This window comes from Glaciimonas sp. GNP009 (genome assembly GCF_054343755.1).
On sequence record NZ_JBTGUV010000004.1, the window covers coordinates 338688 to 360837 of the forward strand.

General features: G+C 51.0%; 24 protein-coding genes. 11 read left to right on the forward strand and 13 right to left on the reverse strand.

The window, feature by feature from the left end; translation table 11 throughout:
• Positions 1 to 3: 3 nt before the first annotated feature.
• From ACXX82_RS02560 to ACXX82_RS02590, 7 genes are all read right to left on the reverse strand, one after another.
• Positions 4 to 1020 (reverse strand): 2-oxoadipate dioxygenase/decarboxylase family protein, encoded by a 1017-nt coding sequence (locus ACXX82_RS02560; protein WP_458562344.1) that lies wholly within the window; start codon positions 1018 to 1020, stop codon positions 4 to 6.
• A gap of 41 nt (positions 1021 to 1061) precedes the next feature.
• Entirely contained in the window at positions 1062 to 1778 is a 717-nt protein-coding gene (locus ACXX82_RS02565; protein WP_322239731.1) for an SDR family oxidoreductase, read from the reverse strand.
• Positions 1771 to 2505, reverse strand: coding sequence for an ABC transporter ATP-binding protein (locus ACXX82_RS02570; protein WP_458562345.1), 735 nt, complete (start codon positions 2503 to 2505; stop codon positions 1771 to 1773). The genes ACXX82_RS02565 and ACXX82_RS02570 overlap by 8 nt, the downstream gene beginning before the upstream one ends.
• Complete coding sequence (locus tag ACXX82_RS02575; protein ID WP_322239735.1) at positions 2498 to 3271, reverse strand: ABC transporter ATP-binding protein; 774 nt, start codon at positions 3269 to 3271, stop codon at positions 2498 to 2500. The genes ACXX82_RS02570 and ACXX82_RS02575 overlap by 8 nt, the downstream gene beginning before the upstream one ends.
• A complete protein-coding gene (locus tag ACXX82_RS02580; RefSeq protein ID WP_322239737.1) occupies positions 3255 to 4112 on the reverse strand; it encodes a branched-chain amino acid ABC transporter permease in 858 nt (285 codons plus the stop codon). The genes ACXX82_RS02575 and ACXX82_RS02580 overlap by 17 nt, the downstream gene beginning before the upstream one ends.
• Position 4113: 1 nt before the next feature.
• Entirely contained in the window at positions 4114 to 4995 is an 882-nt protein-coding gene (locus ACXX82_RS02585) for a branched-chain amino acid ABC transporter permease (protein WP_322239739.1), read from the reverse strand.
• 236 nt (positions 4996 to 5231) lie between these two features.
• On the reverse strand, positions 5232 to 6371 hold the full coding sequence (locus tag ACXX82_RS02590; protein ID WP_322239741.1) for an ABC transporter substrate-binding protein: 1140 nt from the start codon (positions 6369 to 6371) through the stop codon (positions 5232 to 5234).
• Positions 6372 to 6593: 222 nt separating this feature from the next.
• Between ACXX82_RS02590 and ACXX82_RS02595 the strand changes: the two genes are divergently transcribed.
• The 6 genes from ACXX82_RS02595 to ACXX82_RS02620 are packed head-to-tail and all read left to right on the forward strand — an operon-like array spanning position 6594 to position 10778.
• Positions 6594 to 7142, forward strand: a complete 549-nt coding sequence (locus tag ACXX82_RS02595; protein ID WP_322239743.1) for a pyridoxamine 5'-phosphate oxidase family protein — start codon at positions 6594 to 6596, stop codon at positions 7140 to 7142.
• A 3-nt stretch (positions 7143 to 7145) separates the two neighbouring features.
• Complete coding sequence (locus ACXX82_RS02600) at positions 7146 to 7823, forward strand: RraA family protein (protein ID WP_322239745.1); 678 nt, start codon at positions 7146 to 7148, stop codon at positions 7821 to 7823.
• Positions 7820 to 8836, forward strand: a complete 1017-nt coding sequence (locus ACXX82_RS02605; protein WP_458562346.1) for an FAD-binding oxidoreductase — start codon at positions 7820 to 7822, stop codon at positions 8834 to 8836. Before ACXX82_RS02600 ends, ACXX82_RS02605 begins: the two co-directional genes overlap by 4 nt.
• Before the next feature lie 9 nt (positions 8837 to 8845).
• A complete protein-coding gene (locus tag ACXX82_RS02610) occupies positions 8846 to 9796 on the forward strand; it encodes a carbon-nitrogen hydrolase family protein (protein WP_322239749.1) in 951 nt (316 codons plus the stop codon).
• Between the two features lie 2 nt (positions 9797 to 9798).
• Positions 9799 to 10464, forward strand: a complete 666-nt coding sequence (locus ACXX82_RS02615) for a polysaccharide deacetylase family protein (RefSeq protein WP_322239751.1) — start codon at positions 9799 to 9801, stop codon at positions 10462 to 10464.
• On the forward strand, positions 10461 to 10778 hold the full coding sequence (locus ACXX82_RS02620; protein ID WP_322239753.1) for a YciI family protein: 318 nt from the start codon (positions 10461 to 10463) through the stop codon (positions 10776 to 10778). The genes ACXX82_RS02615 and ACXX82_RS02620 overlap by 4 nt, the downstream gene beginning before the upstream one ends.
• On the opposite strand, the gene ACXX82_RS02625 is transcribed toward ACXX82_RS02620, so the two are convergent.
• From ACXX82_RS02625 to ACXX82_RS02650, 6 genes are all read right to left on the reverse strand, one after another.
• Positions 10771 to 11676, reverse strand: a complete 906-nt coding sequence (locus tag ACXX82_RS02625; protein ID WP_322239755.1) for a LysR substrate-binding domain-containing protein — start codon at positions 11674 to 11676, stop codon at positions 10771 to 10773. The two genes, ACXX82_RS02620 and ACXX82_RS02625, sit on opposite strands and share 8 nt — an antisense overlap.
• Positions 11677 to 11709: 33 nt before the next feature.
• On the reverse strand, positions 11710 to 12462 hold the full coding sequence (locus ACXX82_RS02630) for a class I SAM-dependent methyltransferase (protein WP_322239757.1): 753 nt from the start codon (positions 12460 to 12462) through the stop codon (positions 11710 to 11712).
• Positions 12463 to 12529: 67 nt separating this feature from the next.
• Positions 12530 to 13648 (reverse strand): branched-chain amino acid ABC transporter substrate-binding protein, encoded by a 1119-nt coding sequence (locus tag ACXX82_RS02635; protein WP_322239759.1) that lies wholly within the window; start codon positions 13646 to 13648, stop codon positions 12530 to 12532.
• 217 nt (positions 13649 to 13865) lie between these two features.
• Positions 13866 to 15005 carry a porin gene (locus ACXX82_RS02640; protein WP_458562347.1) on the reverse strand — a complete coding sequence of 380 codons (1140 nt, stop codon included), beginning with the start codon at positions 15003 to 15005 and terminating at the stop codon, positions 13866 to 13868.
• Between the two features lie 156 nt (positions 15006 to 15161).
• Entirely contained in the window at positions 15162 to 15296 is a 135-nt protein-coding gene (locus ACXX82_RS02645) for a hypothetical protein (protein ID WP_458562348.1), read from the reverse strand.
• A 684-nt stretch (positions 15297 to 15980) separates the two neighbouring features.
• The gene (locus ACXX82_RS02650) at positions 15981 to 17375 is read right to left on the reverse strand and encodes an aminotransferase-like domain-containing protein (RefSeq protein WP_322239765.1); all 1395 of its coding nucleotides are present in this window, start codon (positions 17373 to 17375) and stop codon (positions 15981 to 15983) included.
• 470 nt (positions 17376 to 17845) lie between these two features.
• On the opposite strand from ACXX82_RS02650, the gene ACXX82_RS02655 reads away from it, so the two are divergent.
• Genes ACXX82_RS02655 through ACXX82_RS02675 form a run of 5 tightly spaced genes read left to right on the forward strand, consistent with a single transcriptional unit; the run spans position 17846 to position 22105 of the window.
• A complete protein-coding gene (locus tag ACXX82_RS02655; RefSeq protein ID WP_322239767.1) occupies positions 17846 to 18328 on the forward strand; it encodes an MSMEG_0572/Sll0783 family nitrogen starvation response protein in 483 nt (160 codons plus the stop codon).
• A 37-nt stretch (positions 18329 to 18365) separates the two neighbouring features.
• Positions 18366 to 19427: a Nit6803 family nitrilase gene (locus tag ACXX82_RS02660; RefSeq protein ID WP_458562349.1), complete on the forward strand. Its 1062-nt coding sequence runs from the start codon at positions 18366 to 18368 to the stop codon at positions 19425 to 19427.
• Entirely contained in the window at positions 19387 to 20499 is a 1113-nt protein-coding gene (locus ACXX82_RS02665; RefSeq protein ID WP_458562350.1) for an MSMEG_0568 family radical SAM protein, read from the forward strand. The genes ACXX82_RS02660 and ACXX82_RS02665 overlap by 41 nt, the downstream gene beginning before the upstream one ends.
• A complete protein-coding gene (locus ACXX82_RS02670; protein WP_458562351.1) occupies positions 20496 to 21056 on the forward strand; it encodes an MSMEG_0567/Sll0786 family nitrogen starvation N-acetyltransferase in 561 nt (186 codons plus the stop codon). The genes ACXX82_RS02665 and ACXX82_RS02670 overlap by 4 nt, the downstream gene beginning before the upstream one ends.
• Entirely contained in the window at positions 21053 to 22105 is a 1053-nt protein-coding gene (locus ACXX82_RS02675) for a sll0787 family AIR synthase-like protein (protein ID WP_458562352.1), read from the forward strand. Before ACXX82_RS02670 ends, ACXX82_RS02675 begins: the two co-directional genes overlap by 4 nt.
• Positions 22106 to 22150: the final 45 nt, after the last annotated feature.

Below are 22150 nucleotides of genomic sequence, written 5' to 3' on the forward strand. Positions count from 1 at the left end.
TGGTTATGCCGTCATCTTGAAAATAGCGGTCGCATTATTGCTATCGAAGCTTAAATCGAGCTTTTCATCGCCGTCTCCATGAACTATCTGGTCGCGTTCAATGAATTCATAGAACGAACCAGGCACATCAATTTGCTCGAAACTGCTGACAGCACCTTTGAACCGTCTTGATACTGAATCCGCAAGAAAGGCCGTCTGGCGAACCCTGCCGTTCTTCGATACTTCCACTTCCGGCTTGATTGAAAAGCCAGCGGCTTTCAAGGAAGCATGCAGCTCATACAAATTGCCGACCCGCGCAGTAGCATGGTTAAAGGCATTTCCTTCAGTCGTAATCCAACCCATCTCCGCCGATTCCGCGACGATCGTACGATAATCCTCGATGCAGGGCAGCTCGTGTTGACGACCAAAGCAGGCAGCAATGCCTAATACGACATTGGCTGCGTCATGAAAGGGCAGCGACATATCTCTTTCCAGTCGATCCAGAGTACCTTGAAGAGCGGATGTGACCGGATCACGACTTGTAGCGATCGTTCTGTAGACCGCTTGTTGGCATTCATCAGAAAGCTGGTCGGTAAATATCTCACTAATAAAAAATTGCGGGATGTCCTCGGGGAAATCCTGGTGCGCATATGAGCGCCCCATCATCTTCAGGCGCGGTAGAGGATATTCTCCGTTAAGCTGATAACCCAACGGAATCAAGAGCCGCGTCAACGCAGCTTCGCCCGAAGGAAACCCGTCGATTCCGTCAATTAAGACGGTACGCGCTGCACCATGATCCAATACAATTTTTGTGTCCTCGCTCTTGAATTCATAGACGTATCGTTTGGCAGCAGGTACACGCCTCAATAAGTCATGGAACAGGACCAGAGCGAGCGTCTGTGCAATCGACGCGCGGTCAACAGTACCGAGCGCCGGGCGATTTGTCAGCGTGGGGATGACATAGACATGATTGAGCACGTCTTTTGCGTCACCCTCATCGATGATGTAGGACAATAATTGAAAAACTGCCGATGATTCCATAATTTTTCCCTATTCATTAAAAATTTACCGACGAACAGCAACTAGCCGTAATTGCGACCAACCGTCAGGCCGCCACAAACATACAAGGTCTGCCCGGTCACGTAGTCTGCTTGCTCTGACACCAAATAACTTACCGCGCTTGCGACGTCTTCGGGCTTTCCCAGCCTTCGTCTGGGAATGGAAGCGACCATAGCGCGAGTTTGTTGACTGTCCGGTTGGTTGTTCGACGCCCACAACTCGGTCAGGATCTGGCCGGGTGCGATACAGTTAGCGCTAATGCCAAACGGCCCAAGTTCTATCGCGAGGGTGCGCGTCAATCCAAGGAGCGCCGCCTTCGAAGCTGAATAGCCAGCTCTGCCAGCCTTACCCAAGACCGCACCACTCGCGATATTAACAATACGGCCCCATTGATTTTTCTTCATGGCTGGCAAGGCCGCCTGGATGGTCATCACAGAAGCTTCAACGTTGACCCGCCACTGCTGGCTCAGTGCAGTTGACGTGATCGTTCCGACGGTCTCGACAGCAACCGCACCAACGTTATTAACAACGATAGTTATCTCATGAAGGCGACAGATTTTTTCAAGAATTACCTGAGTTTCTATCGGATCGTCCAGGTCGCACTGATAAAGATGTCCTCGAAAATCGGGGACCGGGTTGCGCGCGATACCGATGACCTCGTAACCGTCCGCAGCCATTTGTTCCGCGATGGCCCGTCCGATACCACGGGTAGCCCCCGTTACTAGAACTGATTTAGCCATTTGATACCTTTCGTGGTTGTTCGGATTTCTGTCCAAGATAGGCGTCGACGATATCCGTCCTCTGGATTAACTTTGCGGGCTGATCATGCGCGACGATCTTTCCCAACTCGACGACGTAGGCATAGTCCGCCGCCTTCAACGCCCGCTGGACGCTTTGTTCGACCAGGAGAATCGTCGTACCGGCGGATTTCAGTTCGGCGATCACTTTGAAAATTTCGTCAACGATCAGTGGTGCCAAACCCATACTTGGTTCATCCAACAGCAACAGTTTCGGCTCCGCCATCATTGCGCGCGCCATGGCAAGCATCTGCTGCTCACCTCCAGAGAGCAAACCTGCTTGTTGCCGGAGGCGCTCCTGCAAACGCGGAAACAAAGATAGAACACGCGCACGCGTTGCTTTGTAGCGTGAAGTCGGTAGCCAAAAGCCACCGAGTCTCATGTTTTCATCCACGGACAGGCTTGGAAAAATTTGCCGACCTTCAGGCACCTGAGAAATACCCATGCGAGCGATTGCGGCGGCGGACCGCCCACTGAGCGGCTTCCCTTGGTAATTCAACGTACCGGACCGGGGCTGGACCAATCCAGACAAGCTGCGCATCAGTGTTGATTTTCCCGCTCCGTTGGCGCCAATGACCGCCACAGTCTGGCCAGCCTTGACGGACAGGGAGATGCCGCGCAACGCCTCAACTGCGCCATATGACACATAAAGTTCATTGATATCAAGCATGGGCGTCCTCTACTTCTGTTCCCAGGTAGGCGGCGATGACCGCAGGGTCGCTGGTGACCTCGTCTGGAATACCGGAGGTCACTAGTCGACCAAAATTGAGCACTGTAACCCGGTCGCTCAAGCATTTGATGAAAGGCATGTCGTGCTCCACGATCAGGATGGTGACGCCTTGGTCATTAATATCCCTGATCAATGTGGTTAACGTATCGCGTTCTACGTCGTTCATCCCTGCCACCGGCTCATCCAGCAACAGCAGACGGGGCCGGGCGGCTAGCGCCCGCGCAATCTCCAGTCGGCGTTGCGCGCCGTAGGGCAAACTGGCTGCTTGCGTGTGTGCATGATCGGCTAATCCCACCCGATCAAGCAGCGACAGTGCCTCGGCGACCACACTCTTTTCCTCATCGCGTCCCCGTCCCCATCCCAGTGCAGCCGAGAATACGCTTGTAGAAGCGAGCGCGGTGGCACCAAGCATGACGTTTTCGAGGACCGACATCGAACTGAAAAGTCGAATATTCTGGAAGGTGCGCATCATGCCGATTCCGGCTCGGTCGCGAAGAGGTATGGCACTTAAATCGCCCACACCGTCCATGTGAATAGTTCCAGACGTCGGCCGCTGCACTCCGGATATGATGTTGAACAGGGAAGTTTTACCTGCACCGTTCGGCCCTATCAATGCATGGATGTGACCTTGCTTGACCGTAAAGGAAACCTCGTTCAGCGCAGTTAGCCCCATAAATTTCATCGTGATTTTATCGACGATTAACATATCCACGTATCCTAAGAGTTTTGATTGGAAACAGTCCCGATGGCAGGAGCATGACGACGACGACAATCACTAGGCCGTTAAACATGGTGCGGTATTCGGCCAGCCCACTGAGCATTTCCGGCAAGGCGATCAAGACGATGGCGCCGAGAATTCCACCCAGTGGCGAGGCGATTCCACCTAGCACGACATAGCTCAATACCGTGACACACGATTGGAAAGTAAACTCATTGGGAGAAATACTACCCATCGCATGCGCATTGAGGGCTCCCGCCAGGCCTGCTAAGGCGGAAGAAATCAATACACAGGTCAGTTTCACTTTCCCTACATTGATTCCCATGACTGCTGCCGCAACTTCATCCGTCCGCACCGCCTCCATGTTGCGTCCAATGCGTGATTTTGAGATCCACAGCATTCCCGCGGCAACCAAACACACGATGAGATACAGAGTAGCTAAAGAAACAGGGTGCGGAACGCCGGAAATGCCTAACGCACCACCGAGAAATTCCATATTGATTACCACCGACCTGACGACGGCAACAAATGCGATAGTACCGATGGCCATATGAACCCCGGACAGACGCAGCATTGGATAAACAATCAATGCAGCGACTGCCGTGGCAAAGGCGATCGCCATCAACACCGACATCCACAGAGGTAAGCCAAACTGCATCGACAACGTGGCACTGGTATAGGCGCCCATCGCCATGAATGCGACCTGCCCAAGAAACAATTGCCCGGTTGCTATTACCCAATAAAGCGACAATGCCAGCAAACAGCCGATACCAACTTGGGTAAGCAGGGTCTGGTAGGTCCATAAAAGGTTATCAAAAAACACGTTCATGTCAGACCCTTTTCGCTGATTTCAATGGAATCAGGCCGGTAGGCAAGAACCATAAGGTGGCAAGTAGTAACGAAAATGTCACGGCATCCCGATATGCAGAACTGATATAGGCGCTAGTCATGATTTCGACAACACCGAGCAGCAAGCCTGCGACCAGCGCTCCAGGGATGCTACCCAGGCCGCCAATGATCACGACGGCAAAACCATGAAGCATCATTCCTTCGCCCATAAACGGTTCCACAGCGTTGGTGTTCATGCCGATAAGCGTACCGGCCACTGCAGCCAAAACGCCTGCCATACAGGAAATAAGGGCCGTGATCCGAAATGGCGACAAACCAACCAGCAGCGCCGCGATTTCAAGATCGCCGACCGCTCGCGCAGCAATACCCCATCTCGACTTTTTCAGAAACCAAAACAAGGCTATGACGATCACGAGGACAATCCCGACAATACTGATTTGCAGCTGGCTGAGCGTGATCGCTCCCAGATTCACGATAGTGTTTCCACCAAAGTTTGGCGGAAACCGAAGCGGTTCCGCGCCGACTAAGCGTGTTAATAGTGAATAAGCGAATAAGGACAACCCTGTTGTTGCCAGTAGCGATGCGAGATATCGATCCGTGCGGCGGCGCAGCGGTGTCACGATAATACTATCGAGCAAGATTGCAAAGACGCCAGTTGTAACGGCCGATATCAGCAGCGCACCGAACAGATTGACGCCCAATGCTTTGGCAGCCCACAAGGAAACGTAAGCGCCTACGGCAAAATAAACACCGTAAGTCAGATTAATGACGTGCAGAACACCAAAAATAATTGTAAAACCTAGGGAAAACAAGGCATATACAGCACCGAGTACGAGACCATTTGCCAATTGTTGTGCGAACACGTTATCTCCTTTTTGCACAGGGCAAAATGCAGCCCTGTAAAGCATTGCAGCCAACGAACAAATCGAACATTATGGGAAAGAGCAAAGCGGCAACCTGCGCGGCTCCTCTTTCCCCACAACATATCAATACACTGGCGCGAACAAATCCGAAATATCACGACCCGTGCAGTTGGCCCTCTTCATTTTTTGTCTGGATAGAAATACTTTGACGATGCCAAAGACATCGCCCAACCCTGCTACATCGGTGCAAATTTGCCATCTTTGACTTGCAGCGTTACTGCGTTACCCACACCACTCGGATCCCGATTAGGGGCAAAAGAAAAATCCCCGAATAGTCCATGAATGCGCGACTTGGCCAAGGTATCGCGAATGCTGGCTGGCGTCTTTAAAGGAGAAGTTTCGATTGCCGTCACCATGAGCATCAAGCCTTGGTAGCCCTGTGCCGCATACGTATCTGGATCTTCTTTGAATTTTTTCCGATAGAGGGATATGAATTCGACATTTTCGGGATCTTTGCGGTCGATAAACCATGGACTTGAGACCACCAGACCCTCTGCGCTCGCGCCGGCCAGCTCAATAATTTTTGGCGAGTTGAAGCCATTTCCACCCACAAAGACCGTTTTCTTCGGCAACCCGAGCTTGGCGGCCTGCGTCAGAATGGATGCACCGGTATCAGGATAAGCGCCGGTGAAGATTGCATCAACGTCCATCGATTTCACTTTTGTAAGTTGGGCTGAGAAATCAGTGTCTTTCGTAGAAAAGGACTCAATATCGACAATGTCGATTTTTTCCTTGGCGGCAATGGCTTTATAGATTTCTAGCGATTGCACCATATTGGGATCATCGTTGGCGTAGAAGATGGCAGCGCGCTTGATGTTGTACTTCGCCTTGGCCCTGCTCACCGAAAGCGGAATCAAAAGTTGCTCGGCCAGCGACGTGCGGAACACATAAGAACAAACATCAGGGATACCCTTTGCAGTCGCATTGACCGTCAACATCGGCACTTCTCGCTCACAAGCAATTCGGCCAGTAGCAAGGGCCTCGCTACTTAAGGTAGGTCCGATGATAGCCGTCACTTTTTCTTGCGCAATAAGGCGTCGGAAGGCATTAACCGCCTGATCCCGATTACCGGCCGAATCCTCTACAACGAGTTTTAAAGGACCGATACCTTTTACACCTCCCCGGGCGTTGACCTGCTCGGCCGCCAGTTGAATGCCTTTGTAGGTCTGCCCTCCGAATTTGGCATTCGGGCCGCTGAGGACCTGGACAATACCAAGACGTACTTCTGCAGGAGCAGAGATCGCCGTTGCACTGACGATAAGTGATAGTGCGGCAAACATGGTGATACTGATTTTTTTGGTACATCTGATAGTCATTTAATTCCCCCCTGAACTCACGATTGGCATCACATAGAACCCGATGAGATGACTATAGAGGATCAAAAAACCTCTAGCAAATCAAAAAATTGCAAGTGCATAGAATTAAATTCAACTCGCGTTTAGCCTTCTGGAAATTTCAAGGGTGGTTGAGAAATATGCGAACGGAAGCATCTCTTTTCGTTGAATAATTCCATTACATCCACACAGCGAGGAGTCGAGATGTCTAAATTCTATCCAGCGATCGATGGTCAGTTTCGTGAATTTATCGAAGACCAACAACTTTTTTTTACTGCCACCGCGCCGGCTAACGGACGCGTAAATGTTTCTCCAAAGGGCATGGACACATTTCGCGTACTCAACCCAAACCAAGTGATCTATCTTGATTTGACCGGTAGCGGAAATGAAACAGCAGCCCATGTCACCGAGAACGGACGGATGACAATCATGTTCTGTAGCTACGGGCGACAGCCGATGATCATGCGGCTATACACGAAGGCGCGCCTGATATTTCGTGGTGATCCAGAATGGGACGAGCTGCTGGCAATGTTTCCGGAGATGCCGGGCACCCGGCAGATATTTTTTGCCGACGTTGAATCGGTTCTAACGGCATGCGGCTTTGGTGTTCCGGAATACGATCTGAAACGGGTGCGACCAACGTTGCAACAATGGTCCGAGGCTAAAGGAGAAGAAGGCATGATGGAATATTGGTATGACAACAATATGGAAAGTATCGATCAGCTGCCAACCGGTTTGAAAGTGGAGGAATAAAAGATGCTATACGACAACAATGATCTGAACGCATTGCGTGAACGCTCGACTGCAGCGATTTCGGACGCGCTGGACACGATCACCCGTCGCCAGCAAACGATTTCGCCATCGATCAGTTTGCTTTATGGCCAGCGGATCTTTGGACCTGCCATTACCATCATGGTCGCCGCAACCGCAGAGAAAGCATTTCATAAAGTTTGCATGCAGACGCTCGATGAATGCGAGGAAGGATCCGTTATCGTCCTTGCAGGTGATCCTGATCCCATCACCGCGGCATTCACTACAACCGAAATAGCAATAGCGAGCAAACGCCGGCTAGGCGGGTTGCTCACGGACTGTGCGGTCCGCACGCCAGCGGTATCGGCTCCCGATGCGGTCGGTGTTGCCGGCGCTGGTCGCTCGCCCGCCAGCGGTTTTGGCAGGATCAAAACAATGGCGCTGTGCCCTTCCTCAACCTGCGGCGGCGTCACAATCAGTCAAGGCGACATTATTGTCGGCGACCATCTTGGTGTGGTTGTTATACCGACCAAGCTGGTCCATGAAATTGCGGTCATCGCGCATCGGTACGAACAACGCATTGCCGACATGGAGCGCGATATTGACGTGTCTGGCAGCTTGCGCGGGGCGACTGACCGACATTGGAAAATTGTCGAAGCCGAAGCCGAAGGAGATGGCCAATGAGCACAAGCCAGGTGACACTGCATTTTGCCGACGGCGAACAGGCCCTCGTCCATTGCGACACCGAAAGCAATATCTTCAATGCTGCCAAAGCAGGCGGCATTGGATTGGCGCACGATTGTCTCAACGGCAGTTGTGGGACATGCAAAGGCCATTTGCGATCGGGTGCAGTCGACTATGCCTTGGAGCGCAGCTTGCTGGCCGTGTCGGGCGATGAGCCAGATGCCGTTCTTGTTTGCCAGGCGCAGCCGGTGTCTGCCTCTCTGGACATCGAACTGCCATACACCAGGGCCTCGCTTCTTCCCCAGAAAAAGCGAATGCTCAAGGTCATCTCCAAGACTAAAGTGAGTGCCACTGTTTGGGATGTCCGCTGCAAAGTCGAAAAATTGCGGATGTTCGAATTTCTTCCTGGGCAATATGTCAAGGTCAGCCCGCAGGGACAAGACTTCATGCGTGCGTACTCTCCATACACCTTGCCTGGAAAAAATGAGGTTGGATTTCTTATACGCGAACTAGCGAACGGCGCAATGTCTGGCTACCTAAATGAATCTCCGGTTGTAGGCGATGTCTGGAACGTCGAAGGCCCATTCGGTGTTTTCTACCGGCGGCATACCATCGCCCCGTCTCTCTATATCGCCGGCGGAACAGGTCTGGCACCCATCCTATCGATGTTATCCGATCAGGAAAGACTGCAACAGCCGACAGGCCCGAAACATCTCGTATTCGGCGTCTCGCGATTGGAAGATTTGTTCTACACAGATGAATTGAACGCGTTGCACGCCAAGATCGCTGATCTAACTGTGACCCTGGCGGTGGTGGATGGCATACAAGGACCCAACTGTGTCAAGGGTAGTGTATTAGACGCATTGAGTCCCGCCCTCTTCCAATCGCTCGGCACAACAGGCGCCACCTACCTTTGCGGCCCTCCCGCGATGGTGGGTGCGATACGTGATCGCGCACAAGAGTGGGACGTTCCTCTCCAGCGCTTTTATACCGAAGAATTTCTCCCTACTTAGGAGCATTGAATGAAATCCCAGAATCCCATTGTTTGCGCTGCGCAAATTGCACCGGTCTACATGAATTTGGAAGCCACCGCAGACAAGATCATCGAAAAAATCGCAGAAGCCGGCAAGCTCGGCGCCGAGCTGGTCGTGTTTCCGGAAACGGTTCTGCCTGGTTATCCCTATTGGACATTGATCCACGATCCCTACAGCGCCCGGATTCGTTTTTCCGGTAAGTTATACGAGCAAGCATTACGGCTCGATTCTCCTATTGTCAAGCGTCTGCAGACAGCGGCACGCGAAGCCGGCTGTGTCTCAGTCATTGGCATCAACGAGTTAGACGGCGGCACAATCTACAACAGCCAGCTTTCCATTGATGCTGACGGATCAATCCTTGGCTGCCGCCGCAAGCTCGTGCCTACGCATCATGAACGGATTACATGGGGAAAAGGCGATGGATCCGATTTGCAGACGTGGAATACCAGCGTAGGGAAAGTTGGTGCCCTGATCTGCTATGAGCATACAAACCCTCTTTTCCGATACGCAATCCAGGCACAGGGAGAAGATATTCATATCGCAAATTGGCCGGGCGGGATGCCTTGGACTGACGACCTGATTGACGCAGCGGTACGCATGTATGCGATCGAGTCGGCGTCGTTTGTCATTAGTACCACCTCTATTTTTACCGAAGACATTGCCGACTATCTGGGCACTGAAGCCTCACAAAAGCTGAAAATTGGCGGTGGTGCGTCGTCCATCGTTGCTCCTGGCGGAAAATATCTGGCGCGTGCACAAGCTGACAATGAAGAACTTTTGACGGCGCAACTTGACTTCAAACTCATTGCAGAGTGGAAACATATAGTCGATGGCTGCGGTCATTACTCCCGGCCAGACGTATTGAAATTACAGGTTAACCTCAGCAAGCAACTCAACATCGAAACCACGTACCAATCATCTTTTAATTCTGGAGTATAAAAATGGAAAAATATGTAACGCTGTCTTTTGATGACGGTCCGGACGCAGAAACCACACATGTTGTGCTTGATGTACTAAAAAAGCACAATATCAAAAGCAGTTTCTTTGCCATATGCTCGAAACTTGAAGACCCGGAAGCAAGAGATGCGGCAGAACGCGCAGTGCGGGAAGGTCACTGGTACGGTAGCCATTCTCACATGCACAAAACGCCGATGGGATGGATGGAAAATTTCGAGGATGCCATACCTGAAATCGATCTGGGCTTCGAGGCGCTTGGCGCACTTGCGAATCCCGAGATCATGTACCGGCCGTATGGCTTCGGTGGCGTTCTCGATACGCGCTTGTTGAACACTGTCGCGGTAGACCACTTACTGGAAAAAAAATACAAGTGCGTTCTGTGGGATTTCACACCTCGCGAATGGAAAAACGTCGACTCATGGGTAGACATGTGCGTTGACCATTGCGAAGGAAAAGAGTGGACCTGTTTAGCGCTAAGAGACAGTGAGAAAACAATCGGTGCGCAACTCGATGCATTGATTGTCAAGCTCAAGGAAAAGGGCTTCCAGATCAAGCAGGCCTTTCCTGATCATATTGTGCCAATCGCAGACGGGAAAATTTTGCAAAATATCGAAGGATATGTCGCAAAGAAAGAAACGAGACAAGCATGATCTTTTGCATCTATCGGATAGACAGGCACGGAAGCGGCACCGAGAGGAACAGGCTTAGGCAGCCGCATCTAGAGTACCTTTCGCGATATGCCGCGTCGATTCTTTTGGCCGGGGCACTTTTAGAGAATGGCAATCATGAAGACGCACCTGCTGCAACAGAAATCGGCAGTATGTACCTGGTCGAATTTGATGTTATTTCTGACGCTGAATTTTTCGCATACAATGACCCGTTTCATCTGGCAGGGCTATTCAAGGAGGTAAGCATTTCTGCTTTTGAAGCCCGGATCAGGAAGCCATTTGCCGGTGTTAACTAGCTAGCAAGTGGCTGGAACGTTCGGAGAATTCACTACGAACCCACTCAGTCAAGCTGCGCAGCCCCGGCAAGGCTGCGCGCTCGTCTGACACAAGAAAGTAATAAGTTCCATTCACCACGTGTCTGTCTTCCATGACCTGGACAAGTCGCCCTACGCGTATATCTTCCGCAATTTCAGAAAACCCGGCGAGTGTGATGCCGAGTCCTTCAATGGAGCCCTGGATCGCCAACTCCCTGCTTTCAAATATCAATTTCCGTGCATGCAAAGGAAGATCCATTCCGGTTCCACGAGCCCATGCCTCCCACTCCCCCGGCTGAGTTTCTACCTGCAAAAATCGAAATTCTTGCAAGCTTCCCGAAATACTTTTAGTGAGGCGCAAAAGTCTTGGACTGCAAACAATGACAAGTTTCTCGGAAAACAGTGGAATTTTCGAGTAACCCGGCCAATCAGTCTGGCCGAAGCGAATGGCACAATCGAGATCATTTCTGCCAGGGCGCGTCATGCTGCCGTCCTGCGAAGACAACCGTATGTTGACGTGAGGATGCATCTCCTCGAATTTAGCCAGATTAGGAATAAACCAGCGTGAGGCGAAATTAACAGGCATAGCGATATGTACCGCCCCTCCCTTCTTGTTCTCTCGGAATTCTGAAATAGCGTTATGAAGATTATCGAAAATATCCGACAATACTAACAAAAGTTCCGCACCGCGCTCGGTCAACTCCAGGCCGCGACCAGTCCGATTAAATAACTTGGTACCAAGATCATCCTCCAAGAGCCGAATCTGATGACTGACACCCGACGCTGTGATACATAGCTCTTCGGCAGCATCGGCGAGGTTAAGATGCTTTCCCGTTACTTGAAAAGCACGCATTGCGCGAAGGGACGGAAGGCGGCTCATTTGAAGTTTCGGCAAAAATGAAAATGGAATCGGCTATCGGTTAGTAGCTTTGACAGCTTTAAACCGGAGATGTACGTAATCAGCAATCCAATCACCATGTCCCGTTTTCAACACAGGTTCAAGCAATTTCTTGGCATAGCCCATCGCCTCCATCCGAAGCTCCGGCGGTACCTTAGAAAAGAATGGTTCACCAAACATCTCGAACCAAGCCTCAATTCCTTTTGGTAAAGGTGTCGGACGAGGAAATGTCTGGATGGAAATAACAGAAAAACCACTGACCTCCAGCAAATCACAACACTCGTCGGAGGCTGGGTAATAGAAACGCGGCACTTCCTCCTCTTTGACGCCGAAATGGAGCAGCGTAGCGATCATAGCGGTGTGGATCGCAGCCACATTACGATGCGCTCCGGTTTCCACCACAAAACGTCCGCCGGGTTTTAGAGCACGCCAGACACCCGCAAATACCTTGTCCACTTCCGGCATCCAATGAATGGATGCATGGGAAAAAACGGCATTGAATCGCGCTGGAAAGCTCAGGTTTTGAGCGTCAAGTACAAACGCGTTCACGCCACGTTCTCTGGCGCGTTTCACAGCATCAGGATCGATATCCACACCGGTGACGCGCGCACCACTTTCCATCAACAGTGCAGAAAGCAAGCCGTCACCACACCCCAAGTCGAGGACCTCCTCTCCCTGTTCGACGTTCAGTAATTCAACAACGCGCAGACCATAATCTCGGACAAACCGAACATCAAGTGATTGCGTAGCAGAAAGGCAAGAATTCATGCTGGACTTTCGTTACCGGATCTATGATAAAACTATACATTAAAAATCACAATCTATCAGCCTCGCGTTAGCGCAACTGCTCAGCCTTTCCATTGCGCCAAATGAATAGCGACTCATGCGGCTCAGTAAGGTCGCCCTTGCTGTCGAATTTCACAGTGCCCAGCGCCGTATCGAAAGAGTGCGAATGCAAATAATCGACGATATTATTTCCCATCCTCCCTCGATTTTTCTCCAGCGCTTGAATCAGAATTTGGGTACTTGCATAAGCATTCAGGGTGAATCCATCAGGTTCCGCTCCAATAGCCTGTAAAGACACCAATGCCTCACGCGCGCTAGGCTCGTCGCGATAGTCGTGATCGAAGGTGAAGAGCAGCCCTTCTGCCGCACCGCTCGAAGCGTCCCATACACTGTGATTTCCCGCGCCATCGTTGGAAATAAATTGTCCTTTAAATTGAGCGGCACGTGTTTGTTTTAGAAGCTCGCCCAACTCCGCCGCCTGGTGTCCACCGTAAAAAATGACATCAATCTCACTTTTGACCAGATCTGCGGCAATCGTCGAAATCTGCTCAGTACCATCAAGAGTAAATATTCGCTCAGGCTTGATTCCTTTTTTCGCAAGTGCATCGAGAACCCTTCCGCCGTGCCCTTTTCCGGTAAGGTCGCCTTCTTGAACGATCGCAATTTTCTTTCCTGCGAATTTTTCAGCGATAAATCCTGCAGCCAGTTTGGCCTGCTCATCATCTCGACCGGCTACGCGAAACACATTATGCAAGCCACGTTCCGTTAATGCCGAATTGGATGACGCCGCTGAAACCATCGCAATATTTGCCTCGGCATATATCACGGACGCAGGCATTGAGGCAATCGAACAAACATGTCCAAGTACAGCTTCCGCTTTTTTTTCAACTAGCTGCTTTGCAATCGTTTCAGCTCGATCAGCCGCACAACCGTCATCAATGAATTCGGCCGTTAAGTGCCCCCTATTTTTTTGACTTGCATTAGCATGATTTATTGCTGCCGTTACACCTGCACGAATCTGCGTGCCAAAGTTGGACAGACTGCCGGAAAAAGGCGCGACGACGTATAGAGTAGTATCTGCCGTATCGTTGGCTGCAAAAGTCGGATTACAACAAATTAGCAATGCCAATATAAAAATTAATTTAAATCCAGTTTTTCCATTTTCCATGACAGATCCAGTATTGTGCAATGGAATGCCCCGTGACACTCCAAACAGCGTATTTTAGAAATTTTGCCGATGTGCCAATTTGAATATCTACACTGGGTTATTGACAGAAGCAAAAATAGGGAAAGTCCTATGCCGCCTATGAAAGGCTAACTATCATAGGACTTCCTCTATTGGTTAATATGCGGTCCCAGGCAACCTGAAAATCATCTCAAGTATTTTAGAACTTATGGCGGACACCCAAAGCAACTGCTGCCTGGTTACCCGATGCACCAACTGTAGAACCCAAAACCCCCGGGTTGGTTGTATTTGTCGCGCGTAGGTCCGACACGAATGCGTACAAGTCAGTACGTTTCGAAAGAAAATAGTCGGCACCCAGATTGAACTGATTCAATGTCCCGTTTTTAGCGCCAATGAAATCGAGTTTAGTATGTTGCACACTAGCAAGTAGATGTAAGGGACCGGTAACAGCGTAATTTACGCCAGCTTCGAAAATATCAGCCTTGTCGTTGCTCAAGCCACCGATGATGTTATTGGTCGCCGCACTTGCCAGTGGTTGCTTCGCACGCGACCAGTTACCATACAGACGTGCCGGACCGGCTTGATAGCTAGCCCCTAGCGTAAATGTCTTCAGCGCTGTATAACCGGGATGACCGATGAATACGGGAGCAGAATTAACTAAGGAAACGTCGCTAGCTCCAGCCGTGGGCGTGCCTAGTTTAGATTGGTAGTAAGCAGCGAATAAAGTGATGGGGCCTCTTAGATATTGACCACCCAGACCAAACGATTGACCTGTCGATGTCTGACCGGCGACTTCCCCTAAACCATAGATCGCGCTAGCAGTAAAACCAGCCAGGCTTGGCGTGTTGTAACGGATCGAGTTGTTGGTGCGAGTACCTTCCAGGCGGTCCAGAACATGTCCCGGTGCAGCAACAAAAGTACCAAAATCGACAATAGAGGTCCACACACTGACATCGTCCAGAAGGTCAGTTTGACGACCAAGCAGAACAGTCCCAAAGTTGCCACTCAAGCCAACTACGGATTTACGACGGAATAAAGTAGATGTCCCTTTGTCGCTTTGCAATGCACCGGTGTCATTGGCGAAGCCAGTTTCCAGTTGGAACACCGCCTTCAGACCGCTCCCCAAATCTTCAACGCCTTTGAAGCCTAGACGTGACCCCTGGACGATCCCGGAGACCATGCTTAATTGACTACCCGTCTTGCCACCCGGTACTGCGGTCGTATTAGCTTTGTTTGTATAGGCGACGCCAGTATCAACGATGCCGTAGATTGTGACCGAGCTTTGTGCTTGCGCTGTGCCTGCGGCTAGCACTGCAAGTGCGATGCATGATTTTTTCATTTAATAATCCCTATATATAATTTTTTTAGTCATCTGCGGGTATTGCGAAAGTAAAGAGTTGTCAGTAATTTTCTTTGGTTGTATATCCCCTTCCATGTTGTCGGTTGGCACTCAATTTAAAGCCGTGATAGAGCACTTGCGAATACCTGAAAAGCGCTACAGTCGGGAGCGATGCAAGTCCAATTGCTGCTTGTCAGTCCGGGTGGCAGCATCATCTTCGCGAAATCCCAACAAACGCTGACCTAGTAACCAACGTGGCGTGCCAACGTCGCATAGTGGGAGCAACAACATAGTCAACCGAAGTCAAGTTCAAGCTTACGAAGCTGGTAACGGATATCTCGCCACCGAAAAAAACTTAGTTTCAGCGAAATAAATAGTGACTTAAGATTAGCAACACGAAATATCCGAAGCAAATCAAAAAATTCGTCCGTGATTCAAATTAATTCAATCCAACATTAAAGTAAGCTCTCTTTCACATGCTTCGCTCTTGAGCGGCGCAGCGATTCGCCACGGCTACCCGAACGCATGTAAGGCTGCAGTAGCAGCAACATGTATATGCGGCAGCACAGGTCATCTGACCAACTGCAACAAGAAGCAGATACCGGTGTAAGAGGTTTGGCGAGTTACTAAGCTGTACTTCAGCTAGTGAGAACGCTCAGGGGGGGAACGATTAGTGAGCGCAATTAATGCGAACGATTTGAATACACGTGCAGATCAGCAGCACGATACTCGACGCCTGGCTAAACAGCATTCCGCAAATCATATTCACTGCAACCACCAAGACAATGATTGTTTTTCGTTCGAACCTATCGAAAATAGGTACGTTTTCGGTACGACGGCAAACACACGTAGCCGAACTCGCCACTCGCCGGGACCTGTTCGGATAAAAAAATACACCTATTAAGTCATTTTAAAATCAACATGCCAATAGCAACACGCCCTATTAAATCTAACTCAAATATAAATCAGAGTTCATCATACAACCGCCGGGGCAACGTGCGGTGCCGTCCGCAATGTCTCCGCAATCAACTCCAATGCATGCTGAATTTCTTCACGGTTGGCGACGCCGCCGATGCAGACCCGCACCGCTTCCGGCGGTTGCATCGATACCGAAAAAGCATCGCTCGCCACCACACCAACACCGGACGATTGCAAATGCGCTGCAAATGCTTTTCGATCCCATGGCGCAGGTAGACTAATCCACAAATGGAAAGCCTCCGGATGCGAGAGGTAACTTCCCGCCGGTAATAATCGCGCCGCTAGCTTTTGGCGCGCCATCGATTCCTTGCGGATCGCATTCAACGCCAAATCAGCCGTGCCGTCGCGAATCCAGCGGGTTGCCAACGCCGACGTAATGGGCGATGCCATCACCGTCGTTGCCCGCACCGCAGATGCCAGCCGGGATGCATATTGTGCGTCGGGAGCTACCAGATAAGCAATTCTTAAACCTGCGCCAACACATTTTGCCAAACCCGCAATATAAAACGTCACATCCGGACCGATGCTGGCGATTGCTGGTGGCGTCACGCGCGGCAAAAAACCGTAGGCGTCGTCCTCGATAATCGGTACCTCATAATGACGGGCCACTTCCACCAACGCCTGTCGCCGCGTGTGTGACATCACTATCGTAGTCGGATTGAGCAAAGTCGGATTGCAATACAAGGCTTTCGGCGCGTATTGTGCGCATGCAGCCGCAAATGCAACCGCGTCGATTCCCTCACGATCCATCGGCAAGCCTATCAAACGGATGCCAAGTTGACCTGCTAATGCTCTTAGTCCGGGATAAGTCAGCTCTTCACAACAAATGACCGATCCTGATGGTGCTAGCGTGGTTAGCACGGCGACCAACGCAGCTTGCGCACCAGGTACAACCAACAAGCGATCATGATCAACCACCAATCCGCGTCGGCGCAACCATAACGCACCAGCCTCACGGTCTTCGGGCGATCCGCCAAAATCTTGATACCGCAGCAAATCTCTTAACTTACCACTCACGCTGGCAAAGCCGCTTTCCATGAGCGTTAATAATTCCTCCGAGACGGGTTCCGGCGGCATGTTCATTGACATGTCGACGTTAGGTCGCCCTTCAAATACACGGGGAATTTTGGGGCGGCGAAGACCGCACACAAACGTACCGCGCCCAACCACAGAATCCACCAAACCGCGCCGGTGTGCTTCTGTGTAAGCACGCGCCACGGTAGTGAAATCGATGCCCAGCAACTCAGCCAGCTTACGTTGTGGCGGCAACCGTTGCTCTGCGGCTAATTGACCCACAGCAATATCGTCGGCGATGGCATTGGCAATCGTCAGATAGAGAGGGCCGCTTCCCTTTTTCAATTTTGGCAACCATCCATTTTGAAGCTTTACCATCTTCATTACTCCCATTCAATCCTGCGTCACTCTTCAGGCTAAAAAAAATCTTTAATACAATGTATGCATTTTTCATTCCATACAATCACTCTGTAATTCGACTCGAATTGTCCAAAAATATGCCTGTTCTGCACCATCCCTGCGCATTTTTTAGGCACTTCTTGCACGAAGTTAAAGCATGCGTTTCCGCTATGGTGCAACGTCATAATGTGAATTGAATGGGACGATTGAATGGATTTTCATCAAACCCGGAAATTCGCCCAAATCCAGGCCCGTGGGAAACGCAATAGCAATGCGGCTTTGCCATTTTAAAAATCGATTGCATGCATTTTTTTCCATTCAATATGGGCATATAGACCGATTGCATGGCACGCCATATGCATTCAATGAGGCCGTCACGACAGTGCGTCTGACCGACAGCAATCAGCAAATGTCGCCGCATTTCAACCCATTCATCAGGAGCTATCAACATGCCAACGGTCAAACATCCAGCCCACGTTAAAGGCGATTTCTTTGTCGATTACGAAGAGAAAGTATTTGAAGATATCAAAGCTTTACCGGGTGAAAAAGCACTGGTTACTTTTCATACTGTTGCCTTTGAAGGGTCGATTGGGTTTGTCAATTTATTGCAAGCCACGCGCCTGCAACGCAAAGGTTATGAAACCTCTATCTTGTTATACGGTCCCGGCGTCACATTAGGTTTGCAACGCGGCTTTCCAACGCTTGGCGATGAGGCATTTCCGGGTCATCTGAATTTTAATAACCGGATCACTTCTTTCATGGAAGCAGGCGGCAAAGTCTATGCCTGCCGCTTTGCGCTTCAAGCTTTATACGGCCACGGTGAGCCTTCGTTGATTCCCGGTATTCGCGCAATCAATCCACTTGACGTACTGGATTTGAAGTTGATCCACACGCGTGCAAACGCGTTCATTCTTGATACCTGGACGCTATAAACCTTGCAAAGGGCGGATCATGAAAACGGACAATACAATGACAAGATCATCGCAAAAAAAGACGGTACGCGCGGCAGCGATTCAGATTGCACCAGACCTTGAAAGTGCTGGCGGCACGTTGGACAAGGTTTGTACAGCGATTGAAAGTGCGGCTGCAAAAGGTGCGGAGCTCGTAGTTTTTCCAGAGACCTTCGTGCCTTACTATCCTTACTTTTCTTTCGTCCGGCCGCCCTTTGCAGCAGGTGCTGAACACCTGCTTTTATACGAACGTGCAGTCGTTGTGCCGGGTCCGGTAACCGCTGCCGTCTCGGCTGTTGCTCGTAGTCACGGCGTAGTCGTTGTGCTGGGTGTGAACGAACGCGATCACGGTACGCTATACAACACGCAACTAGTGTTCGATGCCAATGGTGAACTGGTGTTAAAACGTAGAAAAATTACGCCGACTTATCACGAGCGCATGATCTGGGGTCAAGGCGACGCCAGTGGACTCAAAGTCGTGGAAACCGCCGTCGGTCGTTTGGGTGCGCTGGCATGTTGGGAACACTACAATCCACTAGCACGCTATGCTTTGATGGCGCAGCATGAAGAAATCCATTGTGCCCAGTTTCCCGGCTCTATGGTTGGACAGATATTCGCCGATCAAATGGAAGTAACGATACGCCATCATGCGCTTGAGGCTGGTTGCTTTGTGGTGAACGCCACCGGTTGGTTGACCGATGCCCAGATCATCGCGATCACACCCGATCCTGCCGTCCAAAAGGCGCTGCGTGGTGGTTGCTGCACTGCCATCGTATCGCCGGAAGGTGTGCTGTTGGCACAGCCACTGCGCAGCGGAGAAGGCATGGTGATCGCCGATCTCGATATGGCGCTCATCACCAAACGTAAGCGCATGATGGATTCCGTCGGTCACTATGCGCGGCCAGAATTATTAAAACTGGTCGTTGATGACCGTCGACATGCCCCTGTTTCACCACTTTTTAGTGAGGATACAGATAACACCGAAAACGAACAACCAACCTTCAACTCCGCCGACAGCCCAACTCTTGCGAGCACACATCATGCAAACAGTCTCCACACCACATCAACAACTAATTACTGAACTGCAATCGCTGGGCTTGCGACTCAATGACCCCAATGCTGGTGCTGCCAGTCGGCGCGGCGGGGCCGGCCCATCCGATCATAAGGCGGTTGTGGTGGATGGGCATACGGTGATGATTCCGGTGCATACGGCAAGCGCGTGGTCGTCGCCATTTGTGGCTGCGCCACTCGGTCCCGATGGCACCAGTGCGTTGCTGCGGGATGGGATTTCCGTTGGCGTTATCTCGTTCCCGCGTCAGCCACGTTTTTACAAAATGCAGACAATGGACGGTATTCCTTACTCCAAAATCGCGACATTACATGGCTCTGACGTACTGGCAACTACCGTGCTACAAAGCTGCATCCGCTACGAGAGTCGGCGTAAATCCTGTCAGTTCTGCGCGATAGGACAATCACTTGCTGCGGGCAGAACTATTTTGCGCAAGACGCCCGAACAATTAGCGGAAGTCGCGCGTGCTGCTGTTCTGTTGGATAACGTCAAGCATATGGTGATGACAACCGGCACGCCAAATGCCACCGATCGTGGCGCGCAGATTTTGTGCGAAAGTGCATTTGCCGTCAAGAGCGCGGTCAACCTGCCGATTCAAGGGCAATGCGAACCGCCGGACGACGATCTCTGGTTCAAGCGCATGCATGATGCCGGAATCGACTCACTTGGCATGCATCTCGAAGCAGTAACGCCTGAGGTGCGCGCTCGTATCATGCCAGGCAAGGCAAGCGTTTCGATTGCGCGCTATTTCGACGCGTTTGAAAGCGCTATAGAAGTATTTGGATATGGTCAGGTTAGTACTTACATACTCGCTGGACTTGGTGATACCACCAAAGCGATTTTGAGTATATGTGAAAAACTGATCGCCATCGGTGTCTATCCGTTCGTTGTGCCTTTTGTGCCAATTGTAGGGACGCCGCTGGAAGATCATCCCGCACCATCACCCCAATTCATGCGCGAACTACTGACACCGCTGGCAGCCATGCTGGAATCGCGTGGCTTGCGCTCAACCGATATCAAAGCGGGTTGCGGGCGTTGCGGTGCCTGTTCATCATTATCAACTTTTGAGAAGAAGCCATCATGAGCGCCGTCTGCACGCCATTAGTTGTCAATGCCGATAACGCTTTTGCAAATGCTACGGTACGCATCAAACTTGCGACGACACGATACGAACGTGAGGCAGCAAAACGCTTGAGGTGTGCTGTTTTTTGCGATGAGCAAGGCATCTTTGAAGGTGACGATACAGATGAAATCGATCAACGCGCATACCCTATTGCGGCGATTCTCTGTATTCCGGACATGCCCGATGAGCTCGTCGGGACCGTCCGTATTGTCGAGTCGCAATCTGGCATCTGGTATGGGTCACGTCTGGCTGTGGCGCGTCATGCGCGGCGAATCGGGTCAGTTGGTACTGGCTTAATTAACCTGGCAGTGCGTACCGCGCATGCACATGGATGCAAAACTTTTTTGGCGCAGGTACAAAACCAGAACGTGCCGTTGTTTGAAAGACTGCACTGGGCCTCGATAGACGAGATTGATGTCCATGGTCGTCCACATCATTTGATGCAAGCCGACCTTAACTTTTATCCACCGATGCACGATGGCGATATCGGCTTTGTGCTGATCCCTGGTGTGATATGAACATCGCCGGTCCAAAGTTGAACGCAGCATTACAAGAATCAGGTGCATTAATCACATTAAGCGCACTAACGACGATGTTGCGCGACTCACGCGGCATCGCGCATAAGCGAGATATTGATGCCGTTATCCGCACACTGGGAACCACCTATGATCGCACCGCCGCTGTGCCGGTCGGAGATGACTGTGCGGCAATCCCTGAACCCGACGGTAACGGTTATCTGTTATTTGCGATTGAAGGCTTTATCAATGAATTTGTCGCACAAGAACCGTGGTTTGCCGGATATTGTGGCGTGATGGTCAATGTCAGTGATATTTATGCCATGGGCGGTCGTCCAGTTGCCATCGTCGATGCATTGTGGAGTCGCACCGGCGATGCTGCGCAACCGATACTGGAAGGACTGGCAGCGGCCTCAACCATTTATAACGTGCCAATCGTTGGCGGTCATAGTAACCGCCGCAATGATAGAGAGCAATTATCGGTCGCTATCATTGGCCGAGCCAAGCGGCTTCTGACCAGCTTCGATGCACGTCCAGGTCAGCACTTGGTGGCCGCCATAGACTTGCGTGGGCACTTCCATGAGCCGTATGATTATTGGGATGCCAGCAGCGGTTCACCAGCACAGCGCCTGCGTGATGATCTTGCGCTATTGCCGATGATTGCAGAAGACGGCTGGTCTGAAGCAGGCAAGGACATTAGCATGGCAGGCGTAGTCGGCACTGCATTAATGCTGCTGGAATGTTCAGCAATTGGTGCGACCATTAATCTTGATGCTATTCCTAAGCCTCAGAACGTCGCGCTGGAACGCTGGTTAACCGCCTTCCCCAGTTATGGTTTTTTGCTCAGCGTAGCCGATGTACATCTGGAACAAGTATTGCAGCGCTTCACAGCGCGAGACATTGCCTGCGCTGCGATCGGTCGCACCGATGCCTCCGGCGTCGTGCGGTTGCAACGCGGCGGTGAAACGGAAACGCTATGGGACTTCAACGCAGAGCCGTTGATTGGCTGCGGGCCAATGTCGGCAATATCCGCCGGAGTTAAAAGCCACTAAGTGAAAAGCCACGATTTTAAAAACCTTTTATTTTCGACAATCCGA